The sequence below is a fragment of the Bacillus sp. S3 genome (genome assembly GCF_005154805.1).
Lineage (GTDB): Bacteria > Bacillota > Bacilli > Bacillales > Cytobacillaceae > Neobacillus.
Genome location: NZ_CP039727.1, coordinates 1320424 through 1345923, shown reverse-complemented (window position 1 = coordinate 1345923; position 25500 = coordinate 1320424). Strand labels below are relative to the sequence as shown.

The window sequence follows — 25500 nt, the reverse complement described above, 5'->3', positions numbered from 1 at the left end:
AAGAAGAGGGCTGATTCCTCCTCTTATCTTTCAGGTTAAAAATAACCTGCAGGAATTAGCACCTTTTCAAGGAATACCTTGATGGTTGCCGGGCTTCATCGGGCCTAGTCCCTCCGCCGCTCTGGATAAGAGTAATATTTAAGTGTCAAAATTTTATTATTAGAATTCATTTTAGTTGAAACAATTTGAACTGTCAATGAATTCAAAATCATCTTTGAAAGATTTTTTTGAATCTAACGAATTCTCTTTTTATTTTACTGCTCATTGGTCCAATAACCTAATCTATCACCATACTTAGAAATTAATAAAGTTGATCCATTCTCTAGCTGAGTAAGCATAATAGGTTCGACATCCTGACTAATGATTAGAGATGGTCCATACCAAGGATATTCTTTCTGGTTATTATCCCTCCACCATAATCCAACCCCCCCTGAGGCTAATTTACTTACTACCTCAAACCGCCCAGAATCGGTTTCATTCCAAACAGGGGTACCAATTACTCCTTTTGCAAATGTTTCACTCTTGAACCATTTTCCCGTCCTTTGATCTTCCCAATAATGTGACAAATAATTTTTTCCAGACCTCACAATTAACTCTTTATTTCCAAAACTACTAGTAATAGGTAAAGAAGGCATATACCCATCCTGATTACCTTCATACCATGGATATTTTTCTTTACGATATCGCTTACTATAATATTCTGTTCCAAGATGCTTAATAAATTTTCTAGCCAAATCTCTTTTATCACGCTCAATCGGATGACACAACCAACTATTATTAATCTCATTAAGGCAGTAGACTATTTCATCTAAAGTAAGGAATGGACGGTAGCGAATCACCTTTTCGTCCATATTGTTTGGATAGCTTTTAATACGGAATCCCAACTCCCTTGCCATGTTAACAAAAAATATCTCGTCTGTACCGAAGGAGATCGTTTTAAGCAATGCCCTTTTTAGTTTATCCTTTCTTTCAGGGTGAAGTAAGGATTTTACAAGCGATTTGTTGATAACTTGGCCAACATTGAAAATTCCATAGAAGGGGTTTACATTAAATAACCTCTCCCATCTATATAGGTCCTTCTTTAGTTCGTCCCCAATATACCAATCTTCTTCAGGAATCCGCAGTTTTACCGCCATATAGTCGGTATCTCTCATTTGTTTCTCAATGAATTCTTCATATCCTTTTCTGAAAAACAAGGCATCAGAATCAATATTGATTAGATAGTCATACTCCATCCCCATCTCCTCGAGCCATTCCATAGTCTCAAGAAAATAAATGGTCGTGAATCCCCGCTCCAACTTTCGGCTGGAGGGACATACAGGAACCCCTAAATTATCACAAAGGGCTGGGTCATCCCCGCCATTGTACAAGACCATCGTGCTATTGGGACAATAGTGTCTTACATTATCAATTAATTCCTTCACAAGCTCCCGCTGTTCATGAACGAGGATCATAAAACAGATTTTACTTTGAGAGGAATTCGTAATCCTACTTAACTTTTCAGAGTAGAGGGATTTTTTCGTCACAAAAAAGTCCTTACGTTCCATGATTATTTTTAACATGTCATACTTGTTGCCACTTGCAGATAAATACCGATTTAGCAGCTTCTGATTATTTAGGTTTGAATCCGTGTAAGCAGTTGGGTGCCATAAATGAAACACTTTAGCTTCAATATTAACGAATTTTCCGCAAATAGTATTAACGGCATGTGAAAAGGCATCATCTTCTCCACCCCAGCCAATAAAACGCTCATCAAAACCACCTACCGCTTCGAAATTCGCTCGCGGAATGACATTTAGTTTTCCAGCGAATCCTTTATAGATCCAATTAGCTTTATTGCATTCTTCTACTCCTACTCTTAGCGGCCAGCTTGGTTGTTTGCTAATCAGATATTTTGTTGCCTCTTTGGGAACATCATATATTTCTGTAAAAGGAACGACCCATGCCGCTTCTTTAAGTAGTTCTATAGATTTTAAAATAATTTTAGGATCATAAACAATATCCGCATCTGCAATTACAAGAATATCTTTCGTAGCCTTTTTTACTGCTTGATTTACAGCTTTCGATTTATTAATTTCATTGTCGCTATAAACCCCTAGACATAATTCGGCATCTGGCATTACTGCAGCATAGTATCGTTTTATCCATTCAAATGCCTCTTCCCTTGGACCATGATCTGTTTGGAAAGGAATGATGATAGAAACATTTTCAAACATACACTATCTCCCTTTTTGTTTATCTGTTGTTTTTGGCCAAATATCTCCAAACAAAAAGATAATTTGGCCATTGGGCAAATTCTAATAAAGAAGTAACTTACTAAACTGTTGGTCCAGACCAAGGATGGTCAGGTTTTTTGTTGTCTCTTAGCCAAAATCCCACTTCACCAGTTTTTAATTTACAGACTACCACAAATTGCCCTGAATTATTTTCAAAAAATAACGGGTTTCCCGTTACTCCTTTAGCAAACGTCTTACTTTTATACCACTTCCCATTAGGTTCTTGCCAATAATGGGTCAAAGAAGAACCTGACCGCACAATAAGCTCTAAGTTACCAAATTTACTTTTGATTGGAATAGATATGGAGTAATTTTTGGAATTATCCTCATACCATGGATATTTCTTACTTTTATATTTTTTTGTATTTTGTTCATTTTCAATATGCAGAGATTCAATTAATTCATTTTTATAACTGTTTATATTATCAATATTATTAGTTTTAATCTTATCTAGGGAACTTTTCCGTTCATTAATGAGCTTGGTCATTTTTTTCTTATTTCCACTTGCTTGTTTATAGCGGCCAAGAAGATCAGCATTCGCTTTACCATGTGGATTCGTTTGATAGTTTGAACTAGGGTGCCATAGATGGAATATTTTCCCCTTAACGTTTACAATCTCCCCACAAAGCGTACGGACAGCGTGGGAAAATGCATCATCCTCACCTCCCCAGCCAATGAACCGTTCATCAAAACCGCCAACTGCTTCGAAGTTTTCTCGAGGAATGATAAAGAGTTTACCCGCAAATCCTTCATAAACCCATTTTGATTTGCTACATTCTTCATATTTAATATCAATAGGCCACGTTGGTTTTGTTTTAAGTAATCTTTTAGTACCTTGCCATTCAATATTATATACTTCCGTAAAAGGGACTACCCATGCTGCTTTATCAAGTAATCTTATCGCTTCCACAATAATATTGGGGTTATAAACGACATCCGCATCAGCTATTACAAAAATATCTTTTGTTGCTTGTTTAGCTGCTAAGTTTACAGCCTTAGATTTATTAATATCCTCTTCATTGATTAGTCCCAAACATAATTCAGCTTCGGGCATAACACGAGCATAATACCTTTTAATCCATTCAAAAGCCTTCGCCCTTGGACCATGGTCTGTTTGGAAAGGTACAATTATTGAAACGTTTTCTAACACTGTAACTCTCTCCTTATTTATAAAAGTTTTATACATTCTAATTTTTACTTATTGTATGTGAATTGATTTGTGGGGGAACGGCTTGTATCATGGTTCCAAATAATGATTAGGTATTGCAGAAGAATTGACGATTTATGGTAAATCAACATAGTTTTTTGTCCCTTTCAAATCATTGCACGTTCGCATTTCATAAAGTAGAAGAACCTGTTGTTTAGGTGAAGTTGAATTTATTTTCATCTAGATAGCTAGTGCTAATCTCATTTGGGAGAGATGAAAGTGAAACTTGCTATTATGTGCGGGATGCCACTAAGCGGAAAATCAACATACAGTAAGACTCTTCAGAATCAAGGATGGGTACGTGTATCACTAGATGAAATTAGGCTAGCTTTGCATGGCCAAACTTATAAGGCAGAGGCTGAACCGATTGTGTGGGATCACGCCGAACTTATGGTACGATCATTGCTTAGAAGTGGACATGACGTACTTGTTGATACCACCAACAGAACCAGAGAACGTCGTAAAAGATGGATTCGAGTTGCGAAGGAATTTGGACTAACATTGGAAATATTCTACGTAGATACCGATTATGAAACTTGCAAACAACGTAACAAAGTGCTTAGGCGACTATCTGAACATGATTTAAAACAAATATATAAAGAATTCCAAAAGCCGACTTCAGATGAAGGAACCATTATTAAGGTAAAATAGTAAAAACCGCTTAAAGGTTACAATATACTGCAGATAGGAGGAAGTGAAGTGAAAAAGTATATTTGTTTTGATATAGGAGGGACAAAAGTAAAGCACGGGCTATTGCTAGAGAATGGATCTATTCTTTCAAAAGGCAGCTACGATACCCATGGTAGAAATCTAGAATTATTTTTAAATACAATGGCAGATACCATTAACATGTATACAAGCAATCATAATGTTAGTGGTGTGGCTATTAGTTTACCAGGCTTTATTAACCCTCATTCAGGTTACTCAGAACGGGCCGGCGCAGTAAAAGCACTTGATAAACAGAATCTCAAAAAATTATTAAAAAAGAGAATTTCGCTGCCGGTTGAAATTGAAAATGATGGAAACTGCGCAGCTTTAGCAGAAAAAATAAGTGGGAATGCCAAAAATTGTACCGATTTTATTTGTGTGACAATTGGTACTGGAATAGGCGGGGGTATATTTATTAATGGGAAACTATTGCATGGGCATAGTTTCAGAGGCGGAGAATTTGGATTTATGATTACTCAAGCGGGAAACAATGATAGGGATATACTGCACTCCAATGCTTCTACCTATGCCCTAATTAAGTCCTATAAAAAGCTAAAGGGTATTAGTGAATATGAAAAGGTTAAAGGAGAGACAGTTTTTTTAGAATCCAGCCATGATAGTTCGGTAAAAAAACTACTAGATGACTGGATTCAAAACATTAGTTATGGAATATATAATCTGGCCGCAACTTTAAACCCGCAAAAAATTTTAATAGGCGGTGGAGTAATTGCCCAACAAGGGTTGTTAGATAATATTAACAATAAACTTGACCATCTTCCTTGGTGGAAAGACATTAAGATCCCAGTTGAAAGTTGTAAGTATCAAAATGACGCAGGAATGATTGGTGCACTGTACCATTTTATCAAAAAAACACGGTAGATGAATTTCCCTAGTATGTTAATCTAGTTTTACCACATCCGTTAAAAGAATAAGCACCCGCATATTCATACGGATGCCTTTTTCCACAATCTCCGCCTGTCGATGGCGGGCTTGTTTATTAAAGGGGTAATAGTGGAATCGTTTCTTTTTTATTAATTTGTTCAATCATTTCCAGCCATTCCTTCGGTTTATTGGAAAGGATAGAGTAATAGTTTGTCAGGAAGTCCCTAATAAGACCGGCTGGTAATGCCGCAAGTTCATAATCAGCAGGCATAAAACAAAGGTCAAGTCCCTCGACAGCTTCCCCGTTGTTTTCCCAGGATGGGTGAACATAGGAGAGATCAAGCCGCTTATAGCCTAAGTGCGATAGAACCTCCCGGCGCACATATGGTTCCATTACCTTTACACCGCCAAATTCGTGATGCTCTACCCGGTAAGGGTCATAAATTTCTGCAAACATTCCAAATAGCACTTTACCATTTTCATTAGCAAGCTGGTTTAAATCCTTTAAACGGTTTTGCGCTAAAAAGCGGCCAAGCCCTAAACCAGGTTTACTGATGATAGTAAAATCTGTCATCGCGATATTCCAGTCGGGATAATAACGGTATTCGGTTGCTCCGACAACTTGGTCTCCTAGAGTAGCAACAAACACCCGAATACCTGGATCTTCTAATGGTTCTTTCCAAAGCTCATATTCCAGTACTTCCTCCGGCGGGAAAATTTCCTCCATTAAATCATGAAGCTTTTTAAAATTTGGGTCTTCAATACTGGTAATTCTTTTATATTCCATTGGCATTTATGCCCCCTTTATCTGATTTAAACGGATTTGTCCATTCCATTAACGCTGCATGATTGCAGGATTCTTCATCATCGAGGTAATTTCTCGCAACCCCAATAGGTTTCCGGCCGGAGCGCAGCAAAAAGCTGATGACGGGATCGTGCATCCCGCCATTTATTACCGCTGCCAAGTACTCCTCGGGAGTCATTTTATCAGCGACTTTATGGTAGCCAGGCATCCGGCCTCCGCCCAGCAGCCTGGTATATCCTTTTTCAATGACAACATGGTACATCGCCTGCATCAATAATTTTCCAAGCCCGAGTTTTCGGAACTTTGGACGAATACTGATATCAACAATATATAATGTATCACCATTAGGATTATGGCTGCGGATGTACCCATGATCGGTGATTTCTTCCCAAGTATGGTTGTGATTATTTAAATCAAAGTCAACACATAGACCTGTCAATGATCCAACTAATATACCATCTATTTCGCAGCATAATGCACCCTCTGGAAAAATGGTAACATGGTTTAATAATTGCTGTTTATTCCACCATAATTCTTCAGGAAAAGGCGGTGGAAAGCATTCGGACTGGATTTCAATCAGCTGATCAAAATCTGTTTCTGTGTAATTACGGATGAAGACCTTTACAGGTTTACCTTGGTCATACACATAAAAATCACTTCGATACATGTTTCCACATCCTTTATGACCAATCTGTATAAAGGTCTGTTCTGCGATCACGCCAGGTTGTGACCGAACCATGTTCCCGAACTTTATATAAAAGTTCTAAATCTAAATCTGCAGTTACGACCATGTCATTATTCAGTTCCCCTTCAACCAATAAGCCTTTAGGCGGGAATGGAATATCATTTGGAGTGATGATTGCAGCCTGGCCAAAATTAGCGCGCATAAAATCAACCGTCGGCAGCGAGCCGACAGTTCCGGTTAGGACCACATATACCTGGTTCTCCACCGCTCGGGCATGGCTGGTATATCTAACACGGTGGAAGCCATGGCGGTCATCTGTGCATGATGGACAGAATATAACATCCGCACCCTTAGCCTTTGCCATGCGGACAATCTCAGGGAACTCGATATCATAACAGGTAAGCAGCGCAATCTTTCCTTTATCCGTATCAAAAATCTGAAACGAATCGCCCTGTGCCATATTCCATTCATTTACCTCTGTTGGGGTAATATGCAGCTTAGCCTGCTCACCGATTCGACCGTCCGGATAAAATAAATGGGCGGTATTATAGAGCTTTTCGTTCTTTTTTAGGACGTGTGTACCCGCAATAATATGCATGTTGGTCTGTTTTGCAAAATTAGAAAATAGTTCACGGTACTGTTCAGTAAAGTTTGGCAAGTCGTTAATCGTGAGGCTCTGACCCTGGCCATTGCCGATGGATAAGAGCTGAGTGGTAAAGAACTCTGGGAAGAGGACAAATTCTGCCCCAAATTCTTCAGCCGTTTTTATGTAATGCTCGCACTGTTTTGCGAATTCCTCAAAGTTTTGAATCGTATGCAGGTGGTACTGCACCACAGATACTCTTAGTTTCATTATTCTCCTCCAATTAGTTTCTTTTAAGGGAATTATCTAATATTTTAGTATTTTATTCAAACTTTTGGTACCCCTATTACACTGGAACACAAATATAGCCCGCTAAATAGCGGGCATTTACCATGGATTTTTTAAAGTTTCCCTTCTGCAAGCTCAATTTGTTTCAAGACTTGTTCGGGCGCTGTTCCGCCAAAGCTGTTTCTTACTGCAACTACATGTTCAGGAGCCAATACCTGATAAATATCTTTTTCAAATAATGGACTGAACTCTTGGTATTCTTCGAAACTTAAATCTAGCAAATACTTGTCAGATTGGATGGCATACAAAACAATTTTTCCAATTACCTCATGGGCTTCACGGAACGGCAAGCCTTTACGTACCAAATAATCCGCAATATCTGTGGCATTGGAAAAATCATTGTTGATTGCCTTACGCATCACATCTTTTTTGACGGTCATCGTTTCAATCATTGGGGCCAACAGTTTTAATGAACCTTCAAGCGTTTCTACTGTATCAAACATGCCCTCTTTATCTTCTTGCAAATCCTTGTTGTAAGCGAGCGGCAGGCCTTTTAAAACAGTCAATAACCCAATCAAATTGCCATACGCACGGCCGGTTTTTCCTCTAAGCAGTTCCGGAACATCCGGGTTTTTCTTTTGCGGCATAATACTTGAGCCTGTACAGAAAGAATCATCCAGCTCGACAAACTGAAATTCCTGGCTTGACCAAATAACCAACTCCTCAGAAAGTCTGGAAATGTGCGTCATAATGATAGAACCAATCGATAAAAATTCAAGAATAAAATCACGATCGCTGACAGCATCCATACTGTTCGGGTACACCGTTTCAAATCCAAGCAGCTCGGCTACACGCTCACGGTTAATAGGAAAAGTCGTTCCTGCCAAGGCTCCGGAACCTAGTGGAAGCCAATTTATCCGTTTCAGAGAGTCTATTAATCTTTCTTTATCACGTTCAAACATCCAAAAATATGCCATGACATGATGGGCAAAGGAAACCGGCTGAGCACGCTGCAGGTGGGTATACCCGGGAATTAACGTTTGAACATTCTCCTTAGCCTGCCCAATCAATGCCTGCTGGACATCTTCAAGCAACGTAATTAATTCGGTTGTTTTTGTCCGTAAATAAAGATGCATGTCGGTTGCGACTTGATCATTACGGCTGCGCCCTGTATGAAGCTTACCGCCGACAGAACCGATTTTTTCAATCAATAGTTTTTCGATATTCATATGAATATCTTCATCTTCTACTAAAAACTCAACTTTGTTTTCATCTACCAACTTTTTAATAGAAAGAAGACCGTCCTTAATTTTGTCCGCATCCTCCATCGGAATAATGCCACATTCCCCCAGCATTTGTACGTGTGCCAGACTGCCGGCGATATCTTCTTTTGCCAATTTTTGATCAAAATGAATGGATGCAGTGAATTCTTCCACCAATTTGTTCGTTTCCTTTGTAAAACGTCCACCCCATAGCTTAGACATTAGTGCTCCCCCTTAACTTAGAAAGAAGACAACCCCCGAACTAGGATTCGAGGGCAATCCGGTTTATTTTAAAATGGTTTCCTTTTTATTAACCTCTGAAAATACTTTCGTTGGTAATCCCCATAGTTTAATAAATCCAACTGCTGCATTATGGTCAAAAGCGTCACCTTTTGCATAGGTTGCCAATTCCTCATTATACAGGCTATACGGCGATTTACGGCCAACAACCGTATGATTTCCTTTATGGAGCTTGACGCGGATTGTACCTGATACAGTTTTTTGTGTTTCATCAATAAAGGCATCAAGCGCAGGCTTAATCGGTGAATACCAGAGACCTTCATAGATAATCTTTGCCATCTGCTGTTCAACCTGTGTTTTGAATTGAGTAACCTCACGAGTCAGAGTTAGGAACTCTAATTCTTTATGGGCATTGATTAAGATTAACGCTGCTGGATTTTCGTATACTTCACGAGATTTAATTCCTACTAATCTATTCTCAATGTGGTCAATACGGCCAACACCGTGCTTGCCTCCAAGCTCATTTAAGGTTTCAATTAGTTGAACTAAGGGAAGTTTCTCGCCATTTAGGGCAACCGGAACACCTTGCTCGAATTCAATTTCCACATATTCTGCCGCGTCTGGTGTTAATTCAATTGGATTTGTCCAATCGTACGCTGCTTCTGGAGCCTCTGCCCATGGATCTTCAAGCACTCCAGCCTCACATGCACGTCCCCAAATATTTGCATCAATCGAAAATGGATTGTCTAAATCAACAGGGATTGGAATTCCGTTTTCTTCGGCATAGGCGATTTCTTCATCACGTGTCATGCCCCATTCACGAACCGGCGCAACCACTTTTAAGCTTGGATTAAGTGCTTGGATCGATACTTCAAAGCGGACTTGATCATTCCCTTTTCCTGTACAGCCGTGAGCAACAGCTGTTGCACCTTCTTTTTCGGCAACCTCAACAAGTAATTTTGAAATCAACGGTCTAGAAAGGGCAGAAGAAAGCGGGTATTTCCCTTCATATAAACAATTAGCTTTCAAAGCAGGAAGAATATATTCCTTCGCTAACAATTCCTTCGCATCAACGATATAGGCTTTAACGGCGCCAACATTCAATGCCTTGGTTTTGATCGCCTCTAGATCCTTACCTTCTCCAACATCAAGACCTAAAGCAATAACATCATAACCATATTTTTCTTGAATCCATTTAACCGATACAGATGTATCTAAACCTCCTGAGTATGCTAAAACAATTTTTTCTTTCGTCATTTTCTATTCTCCTTGCATTCATTTTGAATTTTTATTCAATCGATAGAATTATTATACAATTAATATTATAAAAAATGAACCTATTATGCAAGTAAAAGTTTTAAAATTGCTTTTTGTGCATGCAGACGGTTCTCTGCTTCATCAAAAACGACTGAATGGCAGCCGTCAATAATTTCCGCAGTCACCTCTTCACCTCTGTGAGCCGGTAAACAATGTAAGAAAATGAAATCCTTTTTCGCATGCTTACACAATTCCTCATTAACTTGGAAACCTTGAAATGCCTCTAATCTTAAAGCAGTTTCTTCTTCCTGCCCCATACTGGTCCAAACATCTGTAACGATGACATCGGCATCTTTGATTGCTTTTAGCGGATCATTCGTAACTGTTACTGTACTTCCAGTTATCTTTCCGTCCTGGATGGCGTTTTCAGTTATTTTTCCATTAGGCAAATATCCTGCCGGGCTGGCGATGCTTATGTTCATCCCTACTTTAACAGCACCCTCCATTAAAGAATGGGCCATATTGTTATTCCCATCGCCAATATAACACAGCTTTAGGCCAGCTAATTTCCCTTTATGCTCTAAGATGGTCAGCAAATCAGCCAGTACCTGGACAGGGTGCTGCAGGTCCGTTAACCCGTTTATAACCGGAACTGTTGCATGCTCTGCTAGCTCTTCTACTGATTCATGTGAAAAAGTTCGAATCATGATCCCGTCTACATAGCGCGATAGCACTTTTGCTGTATCGGAAATACTTTCACCTCTTCCAAGCTGGATGTCTTTCGAGCTTAGGAAAATGGCATGCCCCCCAAGCTGTAACATGCCAACCTCAAATGATACTCGCGTGCGGGTGGAGGATTTTTCAAAGATCATTCCTAATACTTTACCGCTTAAATGCGGCTGAGGAGTCCCTTGCTTTTGCAGTACTTTTAACTCCTGAGCCACATCCAGCATATAAAGAATCTCATCTGTGCTGAAATCTGACAACTGTAAAAAGTCTTTTCCCTTTAATTGTATTTCCTTCTTTTCAATCAATTTATAGGCTTCTAACATGTTCAGCACCCCTTTTTTCAATATGATAATACTCACGGACTGTACGAACTTCATTTTCCGACATGAATTGGCTTTGTAAGCCGATCATTGCTTCAATTGTATCCAGATGTGTAAACACAGGGATCTTGTAACGAACGGCATGCTCACGAATGTGGAAACCAAATTTTTGTTTTTGTCGTCCTTGGTTCGGTATATTAATGACAGCCTTAACCCGCTCGTTTCGGAATAGTCCATTTACATCATTTTCGTCCTTCACTATACGTTCAACTGATATACCATTTTTTTTAAAAAACAATGCTGTTCCTTCTGTCGCAGCAATCTTGTAATTTAGATCACTAAGTTCTTTCACTAGCGAAAGACTTTCCGGTTTTTCCCGAACCGAAATGGAACAGAAGAGGGTATTTGCTTCCGTTTTGCCTCCAATAACAGGAAACGCTTTTTCAAGAGCAGCTTGGAACGTGACGCCTAATCCAAGTGCTTCGCCAGTTGATTTCATTTCCGGCCCGAGAACATGGTCCACACCCTTAAGCTTACTTGATGAGAATATTGGGGCTTTTACAGAATAATACCCAGGTTCAGGAAGCAACTCTTGCACGTTAGACAAGTCGGATAACTTCTCTCCTAATTGAACACTGACAGCCCATTCAATCATTGGAATTCCTGTTACTTTACTGATGATTGGCACAGTTCTTGACGAGCGTGGATTTACCTCAAGCACGTAAACCTCGTCATCATAAATGACATATTGAATATTCATCATGCCGATTACCGGCGCTGATTTCGCCATTTTTTCTGCGTAATGAATAATGGTTTCTTTTGTTTTTGCAGACATCGAGATCGGCGGGAACACGGAAATACTGTCACCGGAGTGAACGCCAGCCTTTTCTATATGTTCAAAAATTCCCGGAACAACTATTTTGTCCCCATCGCTGATCACATCTATCTCACATTCAAGCCCCGGCAAAAATTTATCGACTAATAGCGGCCACATCTCTGCATGGGAATTATTCTCTAACTGGATAATATACTGATTGAGTTCCTCTTCTGAAAAAATCGTAAACATGGCTTGACCGCCAATAACGTACGATGGACGAACGAGCACCGGGTATCCAAGCCTGGCGGCAGCTTCTATTAGTTCTTCAGGCTGTGAGACTGTTTTCCCTTCAATATGCGGGATATTTAAGTCCTCAAGCAGTTGGTAAAATTCTTTTCGGTCTTCTAGCAAATTAATATTTTCAACTGTCGTCCCTAAAATATTGACGCCCTCTTCTTCTAACGCGTGTGCCAAATTGATCGCTGTTTGCCCGCCGAACTGAATCAATACACCCTCGACTTTTTCTTTCGCAATCACATGCAGAACATCTTCTGCTGCAAGCGGTTCGAAATAAAGGCTGTCGGCAATGGAATAGTCGGTACTAACAGTCTCAGGGTTGTTATTAATGACCACTGCCTCATAGCCTTTTTTCTTAATGGCTTTGGCAGCATGTACAGAGCAGTAATCAAATTCAATTCCCTGGCCAATTCGAATCGGACCCGACCCAATGACCAGAATCTTTTTCTTGTCCGTTGGCTCTACCTCATCAAATCCGTGCCATGTTGAGTAGTAGTAGGGTGTTACAGCATCAAATTCTGCCGAGCAAGTATCAACCATCTTATAGCCCGGTTTCCAGTTAAGTTCTTTCCACTTATCGCGGATTTGTTTTTCCGGAATAGAAAAAATTTGCGATAGCAGCTTATCTGCAACGTTATTTCGTTTTGCTTCTTTCAGCAGCGCTGTTGGAACATTGCTCCATTCATAGTTGGCAAGCTTTTTTTCTAACGTCACGATTGAGCTAATTTTGTGTAAAAACCATAAGTCAATTTCGGTTAATTGCTGCACTTTTTCAAGCGAGATTCCTCTTCGGAAAGCTTCTGCAATAAAAAATAAACGTTGGTCATTGGCCTTTTCAAGCAGTTCAAAAAGAACTTCTTCACTTAATGTGTGATTGGATTTGCGGCAAAGTCCATATACATTCATTTCCATTGACCGAATGGCTTTGTTTAAAGCCCCTTCAAACGTCCGGTCAATTGCCATGACCTCACCTGTTGCTTTCATTTGTGTCCCAAGTGATCTATCTGCTTCAGGGAACTTATCAAACGGGAATCGAGGGAGTTTTACCACAATATAATCAATCGCCGGCTCAAACGAAGCAAAGGTGTTACCTGTGATTGGATTGACAATTTCATCGAGGTGATATCCAATCGCACACTTCGCCGCCATACGAGCTATCGGATAACCGGTTGCTTTTGAAGCAAGTGCGGACGAACGGCTGACCCTTGGATTTACTTCGATGATGTAATATTGATTGGATTCCGGATGGAGTGCAAACTGGATATTACAGCCACCGATAATCTTTAGTTCTCTGATTACTTTTATTGAAACGTCACGAAGCATTTGATATTGGACATCTGTTAATGTCTGCGATGGAGCAACAACAATGGAGTCGCCTGTATGCACACCAACTGGATCCATGTTTTCCATATTGCAGACAATGATGCATGTATCATTAGCGTCTCTCATGACCTCATATTCAATTTCCTTCCAGCCTTTGATACTTTTTTCAACTAATACTTGATGGATGGGGCTTGCTGCTAAGCCTTTCTTTAGGACGTTTTCAAGCTCCTCGCCGTTATTGGCAAAGCCGCCTCCTTCTCCACCAAGGGTATAGGCTGGGCGTATGATTACTGGAAAACCAATTTCTTTAACGAAAGCTTCCCCTTCCGCGATGCTGTGAATAATAGCAGATTCCGGAATCGGTTCGCCAATTTCGAGCATCAGGTTACGGAACTTTTCTCGGTCTTCCCCGTTTTTGATTGATTCAACAGAGGTGCCAAGAAGTTCAACATTATATTTTTCTAGTATATTTTGTTCATACAACTCTACAGTTAAATTCAGGCCTGTTTGGCCGCCTAGGGTGCCAATGACCCCATCGGGCTTTTCTTTTTGAATAATTTTTTCAATTGTTTCAACGTTTAATGGTTCGATATATACTTTGTCAGCTGTTGTCTCATCTGTCATGATCGTTGCCGGGTTATTATTAATTAAAACGACTTCAATCCCCTCTTCTTTGAGGGCAATACACGCCTGTGTTCCGGCATAATCAAATTCTGCTGCCTGGCCAATCACGATCGGACCAGAACCAATGACAAGTACTTTTTTTAGTTTTTTATTTAGCGGCATAGACTGTCTCTCCCACTGATGCTATCTGTTTTACGAAATCTTGCAAAATATATTCGGTATCGCTTGGCCCTGGATGGGCTTCCGGATGAAATTGAACGGTTTGAATGGGATAGGTTTGATGTGTTAATCCCTCTATCGATTTGTCATTGACATTGCGGTATGTGACGTAAAAGATGTTTTCATCAATACTTTCGTCAACGACCACATAGCTGTGATTTTGCGCTGTAATTTTCACCTTTCCAGTATTAAGTTCCTTAACGGGATGATTTCCGCCGCGGTGCCCGTAAGCAAGTTTCGTGGTTTTCGCCCCATATGCTAAAGCAATTAACTGATGACCAAGGCAGATTCCTAGCGTTGGGTAGGCCTGGGTGATTTTTTTGATGTTCGGGAACCACTGTTTTAGTTCCATTGGATCACCAGGTCCGTTGCTTAGCAGGACACCATCTGGATTCAACGCTTTTATTTTCTCAAACGGAGTGTTGTAGGGCACAAGTGTGACCGCACAATTTTCTTCTAATAGCGCATTTAAAATAGACTTTTTGTGGCCAAAATCAATTAAGACCACATGCGGTCCATTGTTTTTGAAAAAATGAATCTTCTCCGTTGACACTTTTTCAACCCAAAATGGCTGCTTTTCTGATTTTGGCAAGTTTGAAGTCTTTTTATGGCTTAGATATCCTTTAACAGTACCGCGGCTGCGGATTGTTTTGACAAGAAGTCTCGTATCGACTCCTGCAATTCCGGTAACTCCCGCCTGTTTTAGTTTTTCTGAGAATGGTTCAATCGATTGATAATGGCTGGGTGTTTCACATAAGTCGCCAATAACAACTCCTGATAAGGCAGGTGTAATGCTTTCATCATCATTCGCATTAATTCCATAGTTTCCGATGATGGGATAACAGAAAGTTATGATTTGACCAGCGTACGAAGGATCGGTGATAATTTCTTGGTATCCGGTCATGCTCGTGTTAAAAACGACTTCCCCAAGAGTATCCTTTTCTGCACCGATAAGGACTCCTTCAAATACTTCTCCTGTTTCCAAAGTAAGATATCCTTGTTCCAAGTTCAATCACACGCCTTTCTCTGTACTTCGGAATACATTTTCCAATATATTTACAAACTCGTTAATCTCTTCTTTTGTTACCGTTAACGGTGGTAATACCCGTAAAACATTCGGACCCGCTGTTAAAATAAGTAGGTTATTTTTGATTGCCTTTTGGACTATTTCTCCGGCATTACCCTCGACAACCAATCCTTTTAATAGTCCTTTGCCACGGATTTCTTTTATTAGTGAGTACTTTTCCTTGAAACCTTGAAGTTGAAGGTCGAGGTACGCCGACATTTCATTTACCGATTCTAATAATTTACTAGTAAGGATATAGGTAACAGTAGCAACCCCTGCTGCTGTAGCTAATGGATTTCCGCCAAATGTACTGCCGTGGCTGCCTGGTTCAAAGCCTTTGGCTGCTTCTTCCTTGGCAATAATCGCGCCGATTGGAAATCCTGAGCCAAGACCTTTGGCAATGCTGATGACATCCGGTTCAATGCCGTATTGCTCGTAGGCAAAAAGGGTGCCCGTTCGGCCGATGCCTGTTTGAATTTCATCGACCATGAGCAAGATATTGTTCTCTTTACACATTTGGGCAAGTTTTTTTACCCATTCCGGATTTGCAGGAATAACTCCGCCTTCGCCTTGGACTAGCTCCAGTAGTACCGCTGCTGGTTTGATTTTCGAAAGTTTATCAAGTGCTTCGCTGTCGTTGAACGGCAGGTAGCTAAACCCCGGCATGAGTGGTGAAAATCCCTGTTGGATTTTTTCTTGGCCGGTTGCCGTTAAGGTGGCTAAGGTTCTGCCATGAAATGATTGCTGGAAGGTGACGACTTCCGCTGAACCGCTGCCCTTAACCTTGTTGGCATATCTTCTTGCTAACTTGATGGCCGCTTCGTTTGCTTCTGCCCCACTATTGCAGAAGAAAACTTGATCACCGCAGCTATTAGCAGTAAGTAAGCCTGCCAACTGCTCTTGGTTCGGAATGTTGTAGAGATTTGAGCAGTGCCATAAATTCTGCAATTGCTCTTCGAGTTTTTCTTTTACCGAGTCGGGAACATGGCCAAGGTTACAGGTGGCGATCCCCGAAGTAAAATCTAAATATTGGTTTCCTTGGTCATCCCAAACATAACTTCCTTTTCCTTTTGTAAGGGTAATCGGGAAGCGGGCGTACGTTGCCATTACTGGTGAGATTTGAGAGACAGATGTATTCGTCGCCATTATGCAATCACCTCTTCTAAGACTATTTTTGTTCCGACTTTTTTACCGTTTGTATAATCTAGTAAGCTATTTTTCTCAAAACCGTTGATGATTCCTACTTCTGGTATATTATGTACAAGACCGTCAATTGCAGCTTTTACCTTTGGAATCATACCGCCGTATATCGTTTGATTATCAATCATTTCTTCAATAATTTGTTTTGATACTTTATCAACTTTGGTTTTCACACCATCTTTTTCGACTAAAATCCCTGGAATATCACTGATAAAGCATAGGTTCGCTCCTAGAGCTTTGGCAATGGCAGATGCGGCGATGTCACCGTTAATGTTGTAACGCTGGCCGCTTGCATCGATTCCAACTGGGGAGATGACAGGAATATATCCTTGATTGACAATACCTTCTATGACGCTGTGATTTACTTCCACAACGTCTCCGACAAAACCTAGTGTTTTGGCATTTTCCGTGGGTATTGCCTTAAGAAGGCCGCCATCGACACCACTAATGCCAACGGCGTTTCCTCCGACCTCAACAATATTTCGGACAACTTGCTTATTTACAGATCCACTTAAGACCATTTCCACTACATCTAAAACTTTATGGTCCGTTACTCTGAGACCATTCACGAATTTGGTTTCAACGTTTAGGCTTTTTAACAGTGAGGTGATAAGCGGTCCGCCGCCATGTACTATAATAGGCGTCCACTCTTCAGATTGGTGCATTTTAACCACATCTTCGAAAAATGACCTTGGCAGATTATCTAACACACTACCACCACACTTAATGACTAAATATTTCATTCCAGTTCCCCCTTAAGTGCGGTAGGATGCGTTGATTTTCACGTAGTCATACGTTAAATCACATCCCCAGGCAGTTGCACTGTAATCACCTTGGTTTAATTTAACAATCAATTTGACATTTTCTGATTCTAAGTATTCCTTTACTTCTTCTTCAACAAATTGACTTGGCAGACCGTTTTCGAATACAGTGAAAGGCCCAATTGAAACCTTTATTGCATTTGGTTTTACTGGTACACCGCTGTAGCCAATTGCCGTAACGATTCTTCCCCAGTTTGGATCCGTACCATAAATAGCTGTTTTTACAAGATTAGAAGAAATGATTGATTTTCCAACTGCTCTTGCTGCATCCAGACTATATGCCCCGTCAACTTGCACTTCAACTAGCTTTGTTGCTCCTTCGCCATCGCGGGCAATTTTTTTAGCAAGTGATTCACAAACAATTTGTAAGCCTTGTTTAAAAATATCCCATTCAGGATGTTCTTTTGTCAGTTGGTTATTCTCAGCTAGGCCGTTTGCCATTACTAACACCATGTCGTTCGTGCTGGTATCACCATCAACGGTTATCATATTGAATGTTGTGTTTGTAACTTCTCTTAATGCATTTAGAAGATCCTCATGGGCAACATCTGCATCTGTTGTGACGAAACCAAGCATTGTTGCCATGTTCGGATGAATCATTCCAGACCCCTTGGATGTACCGCCAATGCTCACCTTTTTTCCGTCAATAGCAAACTGTACGGCAATTTCCTTTTTACATGTATCTGTTGTTAAGATTGCTTGTTTAAAGTTTTCTTCGTTTTCATATTCATTCTGCAGTATTTGCTTAATGCCCGTTTTAATTTTATCCATTGGTAAAAGTTCACCGATTACCCCTGTTGATGTAACGGCAACTAAATGTTCTTGAATTCCTAGTTCATTAGCGAATTCCTTTTGCATTTCAAGTGCATCAGCGATTCCTTGCTCGCCAGTGCAGGCATTTGCGTTACCTGAATTAACGAGTATCGCTTGTGTTTTATTTTCTATTGCAATACTTTCTTGGGTAACTGTAAGTGGAGCTGCCTGAAATAAATTAGTTGTATATACCCCCGCAACAGTTGCTGGTACTTTGGAAACAATATACCCTAAATCAAGTCTTTTTCTTTTTATTCCACAATGCATACCGCCAGCTTTATAGCCTTTAGGCAGAGTAACACTTTCTTTCTCTAGGATAGTGATTTCATTTGTTGATATTGCCTGTGTCATTTTTTTTCCCCCTTTAAATTCCTCTGTTTGACTATAAAACTAGTACTCTTTATGGGTACATTGGGATAAATTCAAGTCCTGCCTGTTCATCCCAGCCGTTCATTATATTTGCATTTTGAATCGCCTGGCCAGCCGCACCTTTTACTAAATTGTCGATGACGGAAATGATCGTTAATCGATTGGTTCTTGGATCAACATGTAGGCCGATATCGCAATAGTTTGAGCCAATAACTTCTTTTGTCGCCGGTACATTTCCTTCCGGCCTAACTCTAACAAATCGTTTATTTTTATAAAACTCACTGTATATTTGGTGAATCTCATTAGTAGAAAGATTTTCTTTTAAATTTACATATATCGTGCACATGATTCCCCGTGTCATAGGTACCAAGTGTGTCGAGAAAGTGACAGTAATTGGATTGCCTGTTTCATCCTGAAGCACTTGTTCAATTTCTGGAATATGCTGGTGGGCACCCAATTTGTACGCTCTAAGATTCTCATTGATTTCCGCATAATGTGCTGTTAAAGAAAGTCCTCTTCCTGCTCCCGATACTCCTGATTTTGCATCGATGATGATTGTTTTTTCATCAGCCAATTCAGTTTTAAGAATCGGTAAAAGTCCAAGTGTCGTCGCAGTCGGATAGCATCCGGGATTGGCAATTATGTTAGCAGTCTTTATTTTTTCCGTGTATATTTCGCTTAAACCATAGGTTGCCTGTTTAAGATATTCCTCATCTGCTGGTATATGTTTATACCACTTTTCGTAGTCTTCCGAAGATTCCAAACGGAAATCACCCGATAAATCAATACATTTAATGCCATTTTCTATAAGGGATGGGACAAGTTTGGAACTCACACCAGAGGGTGTTGCTAAAAACACTATGTCATTTGTTTCCGAAATTTTTTTTGCATCAAAAGTTTCAAGTGTCTGTTCTACTATGTTTGTAAGATGTGGATATATATCGCTAAAATTAGTTCCCGATTGGGAATTGGAAATAACGGTACCAATCTCTAAATATGGATGTTTATTAATTAGCCGAATAAGTTCAATTGAGCCATAACCAGTACCACCAATAATACAAGCTTTCAAATATTTTCAACTCCCGCGTTCCTTTTATAATGAATTATTATACATACGTATATATAATTATGCAACGGTAAAACAACTTAAATTTTCAGTTTTTATAAATAAATTAATAATTTATTTATGCAAACGCTTACATTAATTACAGAAAAAATTATGCATTTTTTATTCATTTTTACAAATAAAAGAAGGAACACATCAATGTCCCTTCAAATTCCATAGCATTAAAAATTCTTTAACTAAGGGTAGTACTTTTTTGTTTATAAATTTGAATGTAAAAGGTTTATTACCTTCCGTAAATCGGCTACGTCTATTTGACCAGGTGCAGATGCTTTCTTTGCCGCCCCAAAGGTCAGTGCTGAACCAAATATTTCGCCGGCTAGGCGGCTGATGACTCCCGTGCCTGCCATGGACATGGTAATAATGGGTCTATCGGCGTATTGTTCGTTCATAGTGTTGGTTGCATCTAAGAGTGTCAGTACGTCAGCCGCACTTGTTGGCATTACAGCGATTTTCGGTAAATCTCCTTTTAATTCCTGTGCTTTACGTAAGCGAGAAACAATTTCCTCTTTTGATGGTGTCTTATGAAAATCATGGTTAGAGATAATAACAAAGACCTTGTGTGCATGCGCCGTTTCAATTACTGTTTTGATATCATTTTCCTCATTAAACAACTCAACATCAATGATATCCACCAAGCCAGTTTTTGCAATGGCCTTGTTTAATTCAAAATAGTAAGAAGCGCTGATTGCCTTTTCGCCGCCTTCTTTTGCACTTCTAAACGTAAAAACTATTGGAGTTTCCAAAAGAATGCCACGGATCTCTGTCAATGCTTCCTTCACTTTCTCAATTTGTTCCACATGTTCAAAAAAATCAACACGCCATTCAACAAGATCTAAATCCAAGTTTTTTAAATACGCTGCTTCATCTTTTAATTGCACAAGATTTTTCCCAACCATAGGGACACAGATTTTCGGTGCACCTTCACCAATTGTCAGCCCTTTAACGGTTACTGTTTTTTTCATCATCACACCTTCTCGATTAAAGCATTTATTATTAAATCGGCAACTTCTTCTGCGTCCTTGTTATCGGTATCCACCTTTAAATGATGATTCACATAAAATTCCTGTCTTTTATAAAAAAGCTCTTCCATTTCGGCAAATGACTTTCCTTGCAAAACCGGGCGGCTGTCAATGATTAGGTTGATCCGTTCTTGCCAATTTTCAAAAGATAAATCTAGGAAAATAACAAAACTAGAAGACATACAAACCTTTTTGATGTCTTCTTGCAAAAATGCACCGCCGCCTAAAGATAAAACCTTGCCTTTCTGTTCGCATAGACTGGTAATGACACTTTTCTCTTTTTCACGAAAGGCCTTTTCACCAATTTCGGCAAAAATTTCTGATACCTTCATTTTATATTCCTTTTCAATTTCTTCATCTACATCAATGAAATCACGGCCCATTTTTTGAGCTACCAGCTTGCCGATAGTTGTTTTCCCGACACCCATGAATCCTATAAATACAATGCTTTTTTCTCTATCATTATTCAACCTTTTTCAATCCCCCTAAAGGATAATTCCTAGAAATTTCAGTATATTTAATTGGAATTATTATAGCCCTAAATTCTATTTAAAAACAACCATTAGTTAAAGTTGCTATAGTAGGGTATTCCTAAATAAGTGTAGGATAATTATTCTATAAACACAAAAAACTAGGCAGTGAAAGATCACCTCCTAGTTTTTCATTTTCGGATCAAGGACATCCCGTAATCCATCACCCATTAAGTTAAATCCAAGCACCGTCAGCATGATCGCCATCCCTGGAAAAAATAGAGTCCATGGTGCGTTTGTAATGTAATTTTTAGAGTCGGCCAGCATTTTCCCCCATTCCGGTGTTGGGGGCTGGGCACCTAATCCGAGGAACCCTAGGGCAGCTGCTTCGATGATTGCTGTCGCAATCGCCAATGTAGCCTGAACAATTACCGGCGAAATGCTGTTAGGTAAAATATGTCTTAAGAGTATTCTTGTATCTTTCATTCCGACGGCTCGGGCCGCCATGATATATTCCTCTTGTTTCACACTCAACACCTTTGATCTGACGAGCCGGCCAAAATTAGGAATGTTGATTACAGCAATTGCAATTAGAGCATTTTTCAGTGATGGTCCAAGGATTGCAACAACGGCAATCGCTAACAGGATGCTTGGAAAGGCCAGCATGACGTCAAAGATACGCGAGATGATCGCATCCACCCAGCGCCCATAGTATCCGGCGACAATTCCAAGCAACGTCCCAAAGATAACAGATCCTAATACCGAAAAAAATCCAACCCATAAAGATATCCGCGCCCCATAAATGACTCGTGAAAAAATATCGCGCCCGAAATCATCGGTGCCGAACCAATGCTTGCTTGATGGTGCCTGCATCCGGTCAGCCAATACCACCTCTTTAAAGCCATAAGGCGCGATCAACGGTGCGATGATGGCAATAATGATAAAAAAGAGGACAATACATAATCCTGCCAGTGCTAATCGATTTTTATAAAAGGATTGCCACGCCTCTCTCCATGGAGAAATCTGCTTGTCCTCAGTCAGTATCGGCGAGACATCTGCAGTGTTTTTTGCCAGTTCTGCCACACTAGATCCCTCCTTACTTAGAATATTTTATTCTTGGATCCACGAAGACATATAATAGATCCACAATTAGATTAATGAGGACAAAGATGGCTGCAATGATTAAGATACCGGACTGAATAACGGGATAATCACGATAGCCAATTGCATCGTAAAGATAACGGCCAATTCCTGGCCAGCTGAAGATGGTTTCTGTTAAAATGGCTCCACCCAATAAGAGGCCTGTTTGAAGACCAATAACTGTCAGCACGGGGATAATAGCATTTTTAAGCGAATGCTTGTACACAACCCAGAACATCCTAAGTCCTTTTGCCCTCGCGGTGCGAATATAATCAGATTTCATTACCTCAAGCATGGTTGCCCTTGTCATCCTTGCAATAATCGCCATCGGGATGGTGGCTAGGGCAATGCTTGGTAAAATAATATACTTGATAACGGTTACAAATTGATCAAATCTGCCCTGAAGTAATGTATCAATCATATAAAGGTTGGTTATCGCCGTAATCGGATCCCTTACATCCTCTCTACCCGTGGTCGGCAGCCAGCCTAATTCAATCGAAAAAGCCCATTGTTCCATTAAGCCAAGCCAAAAAATCGGCATTGACACGCCGATTAGAGCGAGCACCATGGCGATATAATCAAACCATGAATTGGAAAACCATGCGCTGATGATCCCCGCGTTAACGCCAATAATGATGGCGATGATCATGGCTACTATGGTTAGTTCCAATGTGGCAGCTAAGTAAGGCCATATTTCTTGATTAATAGGCAGCCTGGTTTCGAGAGATACACCCAAATCACCCTGCAGCAGAGATTTTATATAATCGAAATACTGTATGTACCATGGCCTGTCCAATCCAAGTTGTGCTGTCAAATTAGCAATCGCTTCTTTCGTTGCCCTCTGTCCAAGAATGACTTGGGCCGGATTCCCGGGAATCGCATGAATAATGGCAAAAACAACAAGTGTCATCCCGATTAATACCGGAAATAACGCTAGGATACGACGGACTGTGTATGTTAACATTTGAATCACCTCTTTTTTTAAGCTGTTTTCGCATAGATTGTTGTTTCAACCTCAATTCAATTCAGAAAAGATGTGATTTAAGAGAGGAGTTACAACTTATCAGCGAATTTCGGAGATATATCAGCGAATTTTCAAATTTATCAGCGAATCAACCCAATATATCAGCGAATTTTCAATTTTATCAGCGAATCAAAAAAGCAACAATTTTTTAGGAAAGAGTCTTTCTAAAAAGACTATCTGAAACATTGAATCTCTGAAAAATTATTAATAACGTTATCCGATCGAGCTTATTGGAGCCTAATGTTTAGAAAAGGGGAGGCACCTCTCCCTCCCCTTTTCACCTCTGTATTATTTAAATTCTACTTTACTTAAGCACTCAGAACCAGTTGGATGAGGAATGTAATTCACTACATCTTTAGATGCAGCCAATAGCGGTGTTGAGTGAACAAGCGGCACCCATGGAGCATCTTCATGGACGATTTCTTGTGCCTTCTTATAAAGCTCATTCCGCTTCGCCTGATCTGTTTCTGTCTGCGCCTCAATTAAGATGTCATGCAGTTCATCGTTACTATAGTAAGCATAGTTGTTGCTGCCGATGGCATCCTTATCGAGCAATGTGTAAATAAAGTTATCAGGGTCACCGTTATCACCTGTCCACCCTAGCATGAAGGCATCAAACTCGCCTTTTGTTGCTTTTTCTAAATAAGTGGCCCAATCAACAGATTTGATCTCTGCTGTGACTCCGATTTGGCTTAAGCTTGCTTGGATGACTTCTGCCACCTTTTGTGCTTCAGGCATGTATGGACGCGCAACAGGCATGGCCCATAAATCCATTTTGAAGCCTTTTTCGAAACCAGCTTCTTTCAAAAGTGCCTTTGCTTTTTCTAGATCATATGGATATTCTTGAATGGCATCATTGTAGCCTTCAATGGAAGGAGGCATTGGGTTTTTGGCTGGAAGTGCCTTTCCTCCATAGAATGCATCAATGATCGCTTTCTTATCAATGGCGTGGTTAATAGCCTGGCGAACAAGCTTATTGTCAAATGGTTTACGAGTATTCGTTAATCCAATATAGCCCACGTTCATAGATGGACGTTCGATAATTTGCAGTTTATCGTTAGACTTAACGGTTTCCTCATCTGAATTATTCAGACCGTCCATGACGTCGATTTCACCTTTTGCAAGGGCGTTAAGACGAGCAGCATTTTCTGGAATCACGCGGAAAATGATTTTGTTTAACTTCGGTAAACCTTCTTGCCAGTAGTCTGGATTCTTTTCAACAACAATACGGTCTTTCTTTTTCCATTCAACGAATTTAAATGGACCTGTTCCAACTGGATGACTTCTGAAATCGTCACCGTATTTTTCGACAGCTGCCGGGCTTGCAATTCCAAATGGTGACATCGCAAGGTTTTTCAGGAACGGTGCTTGAGGCCGTTTCAAAATGAACTGAACTGTGTTCGCATCAAGGGCTTTAACCTCTTTAATGACGTGCCCTTCATCGGCTTTATAGCCGCCAAACATCGTGTAATAAGGGAATTTCTCATCATTCCCGTTCATCCAGCGCTCGAAGTTAAAAACAACGGCATCTGCGTTAAAATCAGTGCCATCATGGAATTTCACTCCTTGGCGCAGATGAAAGGTATATGTTAATCCATCGTCAGAGGCCTCCCATTTTTCAGCAAGTCCAGGCTGGATGGTTGTATCCTGCTCCCCATACTCAAGCAAGGTTTCAAAAATATTTTCCGTTACCTTAAAAGCTTCTCCTTCTGTTGTGGTGATCGGATCAAGGGAAGTAGAATCCCCGCCGCGCCCATACACGAGTGTATCCTTTTTAGAATCATTACTTGTACCCGAATCTTTTTTGCCGTCAGCTTCGTTGTTCGTTTTGCTGTTACAGCCCACTAAAAACATGCTGATGGCCAATAAAGAAATCAACAGCAATGTGAAAGACTTTTTCTTCATAAGCTTTTTTTACCCCCTAAAGTAT

General features: G+C 40.1%; 21 protein-coding genes and 1 riboswitch. Of the genes, 2 read left to right on the top strand and 19 right to left on the bottom strand.

The annotated features are described in order from the left end of the window. Positions 1–20 precede the first annotated feature (20 nt). Positions 21–132: riboswitch (SAM riboswitch) on the bottom strand. A 122-nt stretch (positions 133–254) separates the two neighbouring features. Both FAY30_RS06330 and FAY30_RS06325 read right to left on the bottom strand, forming a co-directional pair. Further along, positions 255–2216: a galactosyltransferase-related protein gene (locus tag FAY30_RS06330; protein WP_149869091.1), complete on the bottom strand. Its 1962-nt coding sequence runs from the start codon at positions 2214–2216 to the stop codon at positions 255–257. A 100-nt stretch (positions 2217–2316) separates the two neighbouring features. Next, the gene (locus FAY30_RS06325) at positions 2317–3426 is read right to left on the bottom strand and encodes a galactosyltransferase-related protein (protein ID WP_190284836.1); all 1110 of its coding nucleotides are present in this window, start codon (positions 3424–3426) and stop codon (positions 2317–2319) included. A 276-nt stretch (positions 3427–3702) separates the two neighbouring features. On the opposite strand from FAY30_RS06325, the gene FAY30_RS06320 reads away from it, so the two are divergent. Both FAY30_RS06320 and FAY30_RS06315 read left to right on the top strand, forming a co-directional pair. Further along, on the top strand, positions 3703–4134 hold the full coding sequence (locus FAY30_RS06320) for an ATP-binding protein (RefSeq protein WP_190284835.1): 432 nt from the start codon (positions 3703–3705) through the stop codon (positions 4132–4134). Positions 4135–4182: 48 nt separating this feature from the next. Then, positions 4183–5070 carry an ROK family protein gene (locus tag FAY30_RS06315; protein ID WP_149869088.1) on the top strand — a complete coding sequence of 296 codons (888 nt, stop codon included), beginning with the start codon at positions 4183–4185 and terminating at the stop codon, positions 5068–5070. Positions 5071–5188: 118 nt separating this feature from the next. Here the strand turns inward: FAY30_RS06315 and FAY30_RS06310 are convergent, their stop codons facing one another. The 17 genes from FAY30_RS06310 to FAY30_RS06230 form a co-directional block, all read right to left on the bottom strand. Continuing rightward, on the bottom strand, positions 5189–5860 hold the full coding sequence (locus FAY30_RS06310; protein ID WP_149869087.1) for a GNAT family N-acetyltransferase: 672 nt from the start codon (positions 5858–5860) through the stop codon (positions 5189–5191). After that, a complete protein-coding gene (locus FAY30_RS06305) occupies positions 5850–6545 on the bottom strand; it encodes a GNAT family N-acetyltransferase (protein WP_149869086.1) in 696 nt (231 codons plus the stop codon). The genes FAY30_RS06310 and FAY30_RS06305 overlap by 11 nt, the downstream gene beginning before the upstream one ends. A 13-nt stretch (positions 6546–6558) precedes the next feature. Then, positions 6559–7416, bottom strand: a complete 858-nt coding sequence (locus FAY30_RS06300) for a carbon-nitrogen hydrolase family protein (protein ID WP_149869085.1) — start codon at positions 7414–7416, stop codon at positions 6559–6561. A gap of 131 nt (positions 7417–7547) precedes the next feature. Next, positions 7548–8918 carry an argininosuccinate lyase gene (argH, locus tag FAY30_RS06295; RefSeq protein WP_149869084.1) on the bottom strand — a complete coding sequence of 457 codons (1371 nt, stop codon included), beginning with the start codon at positions 8916–8918 and terminating at the stop codon, positions 7548–7550. 63 nt (positions 8919–8981) lie between these two features. Further along, positions 8982–10193: an argininosuccinate synthase gene (locus FAY30_RS06290; protein ID WP_149869083.1), complete on the bottom strand. Its 1212-nt coding sequence runs from the start codon at positions 10191–10193 to the stop codon at positions 8982–8984. A gap of 83 nt (positions 10194–10276) precedes the next feature. After that, positions 10277–11245, bottom strand: coding sequence for an ornithine carbamoyltransferase (gene argF, locus FAY30_RS06285; protein ID WP_149869082.1), 969 nt, complete (start codon positions 11243–11245; stop codon positions 10277–10279). After that, positions 11229–14465, bottom strand: a complete 3237-nt coding sequence (carB, locus tag FAY30_RS06280; protein ID WP_149869081.1) for a carbamoyl-phosphate synthase (glutamine-hydrolyzing) large subunit — start codon at positions 14463–14465, stop codon at positions 11229–11231. The genes argF and carB overlap by 17 nt, the downstream gene beginning before the upstream one ends. Beyond that, the gene (locus tag FAY30_RS06275; RefSeq protein ID WP_149872622.1) at positions 14452–15528 is read right to left on the bottom strand and encodes a carbamoyl phosphate synthase small subunit; all 1077 of its coding nucleotides are present in this window, start codon (positions 15526–15528) and stop codon (positions 14452–14454) included. Before FAY30_RS06275 ends, carB begins: the two co-directional genes overlap by 14 nt. A 6-nt stretch (positions 15529–15534) precedes the next feature. Continuing rightward, positions 15535–16734: an acetylornithine transaminase gene (locus FAY30_RS06270; protein ID WP_149869080.1), complete on the bottom strand. Its 1200-nt coding sequence runs from the start codon at positions 16732–16734 to the stop codon at positions 15535–15537. Continuing rightward, positions 16734–17531: an acetylglutamate kinase gene (gene argB / locus FAY30_RS06265; protein WP_149869079.1), complete on the bottom strand. Its 798-nt coding sequence runs from the start codon at positions 17529–17531 to the stop codon at positions 16734–16736. The genes FAY30_RS06270 and argB overlap by 1 nt, the downstream gene beginning before the upstream one ends. A 12-nt stretch (positions 17532–17543) precedes the next feature. Beyond that, positions 17544–18773 carry a bifunctional glutamate N-acetyltransferase/amino-acid acetyltransferase ArgJ gene (gene argJ, locus FAY30_RS06260; protein ID WP_149869078.1) on the bottom strand — a complete coding sequence of 410 codons (1230 nt, stop codon included), beginning with the start codon at positions 18771–18773 and terminating at the stop codon, positions 17544–17546. A gap of 49 nt (positions 18774–18822) precedes the next feature. After that, positions 18823–19860: an N-acetyl-gamma-glutamyl-phosphate reductase gene (gene argC, locus FAY30_RS06255; RefSeq protein WP_149869077.1), complete on the bottom strand. Its 1038-nt coding sequence runs from the start codon at positions 19858–19860 to the stop codon at positions 18823–18825. A 254-nt stretch (positions 19861–20114) separates the two neighbouring features. Then, entirely contained in the window at positions 20115–20879 is a 765-nt protein-coding gene (aroD, locus tag FAY30_RS06250; RefSeq protein WP_149869076.1) for a type I 3-dehydroquinate dehydratase, read from the bottom strand. A gap of 2 nt (positions 20880–20881) precedes the next feature. Continuing rightward, a complete protein-coding gene (locus FAY30_RS06245; RefSeq protein ID WP_263315295.1) occupies positions 20882–21406 on the bottom strand; it encodes a shikimate kinase in 525 nt (174 codons plus the stop codon). A gap of 183 nt (positions 21407–21589) precedes the next feature. Next, a complete protein-coding gene (gene nikC / locus FAY30_RS06240; RefSeq protein ID WP_149869075.1) occupies positions 21590–22489 on the bottom strand; it encodes a nickel transporter permease in 900 nt (299 codons plus the stop codon). Positions 22490–22502: 13 nt separating this feature from the next. Next, entirely contained in the window at positions 22503–23510 is a 1008-nt protein-coding gene (locus FAY30_RS06235; protein ID WP_149869074.1) for an ABC transporter permease, read from the bottom strand. A 348-nt stretch (positions 23511–23858) separates the two neighbouring features. Then, on the bottom strand, positions 23859–25475 hold the full coding sequence (locus tag FAY30_RS06230) for an ABC transporter substrate-binding protein (protein ID WP_149869073.1): 1617 nt from the start codon (positions 25473–25475) through the stop codon (positions 23859–23861). Between the last annotated feature and the right edge of the window lie 25 nt (positions 25476–25500).

Coding starts and splice junctions, on each gene's coding strand:
- FAY30_RS06330 (WP_149869091.1), bottom strand. CDS start 2,216: ATGTTTGAAAATGTTTCTATCATCATTCCTTTCCAAACAGATCATGGT.
- FAY30_RS06310 (WP_149869087.1), bottom strand. CDS start 5,860: ATGGAATATAAAAGAATTACCAGTATTGAAGACCCAAATTTTAAAAAG.
- FAY30_RS06305 (WP_149869086.1), bottom strand. CDS start 6,545: ATGTATCGAAGTGATTTTTATGTGTATGACCAAGGTAAACCTGTAAAG.
- FAY30_RS06300 (WP_149869085.1), bottom strand. CDS start 7,416: ATGAAACTAAGAGTATCTGTGGTGCAGTACCACCTGCATACGATTCAA.
- argH (WP_149869084.1), bottom strand. CDS start 8,918: ATGTCTAAGCTATGGGGTGGACGTTTTACAAAGGAAACGAACAAATTG.
- FAY30_RS06290 (WP_149869083.1), bottom strand. CDS start 10,193: ATGACGAAAGAAAAAATTGTTTTAGCATACTCAGGAGGTTTAGATACA.
- argF (WP_149869082.1), bottom strand. CDS start 11,245: ATGTTAGAAGCCTATAAATTGATTGAAAAGAAGGAAATACAATTAAAG.
- carB (WP_149869081.1), bottom strand. CDS start 14,465: ATGCCGCTAAATAAAAAACTAAAAAAAGTACTTGTCATTGGTTCTGGT.
- FAY30_RS06270 (WP_149869080.1), bottom strand. CDS start 16,734: ATGGCGACGAATACATCTGTCTCTCAAATCTCACCAGTAATGGCAACG.
- argB (WP_149869079.1), bottom strand. CDS start 17,531: ATGAAATATTTAGTCATTAAGTGTGGTGGTAGTGTGTTAGATAATCTG.
- argJ (WP_149869078.1), bottom strand. CDS start 18,773: ATGACACAGGCAATATCAACAAATGAAATCACTATCCTAGAGAAAGAA.
- aroD (WP_149869076.1), bottom strand. CDS start 20,879: ATGAAAAAAACAGTAACCGTTAAAGGGCTGACAATTGGTGAAGGTGCA.
- FAY30_RS06235 (WP_149869074.1), bottom strand. CDS start 23,510: ATGTTAACATACACAGTCCGTCGTATCCTAGCGTTATTTCCGGTATTA.
- FAY30_RS06230 (WP_149869073.1), bottom strand. CDS start 25,475: ATGAAGAAAAAGTCTTTCACATTGCTGTTGATTTCTTTATTGGCCATC.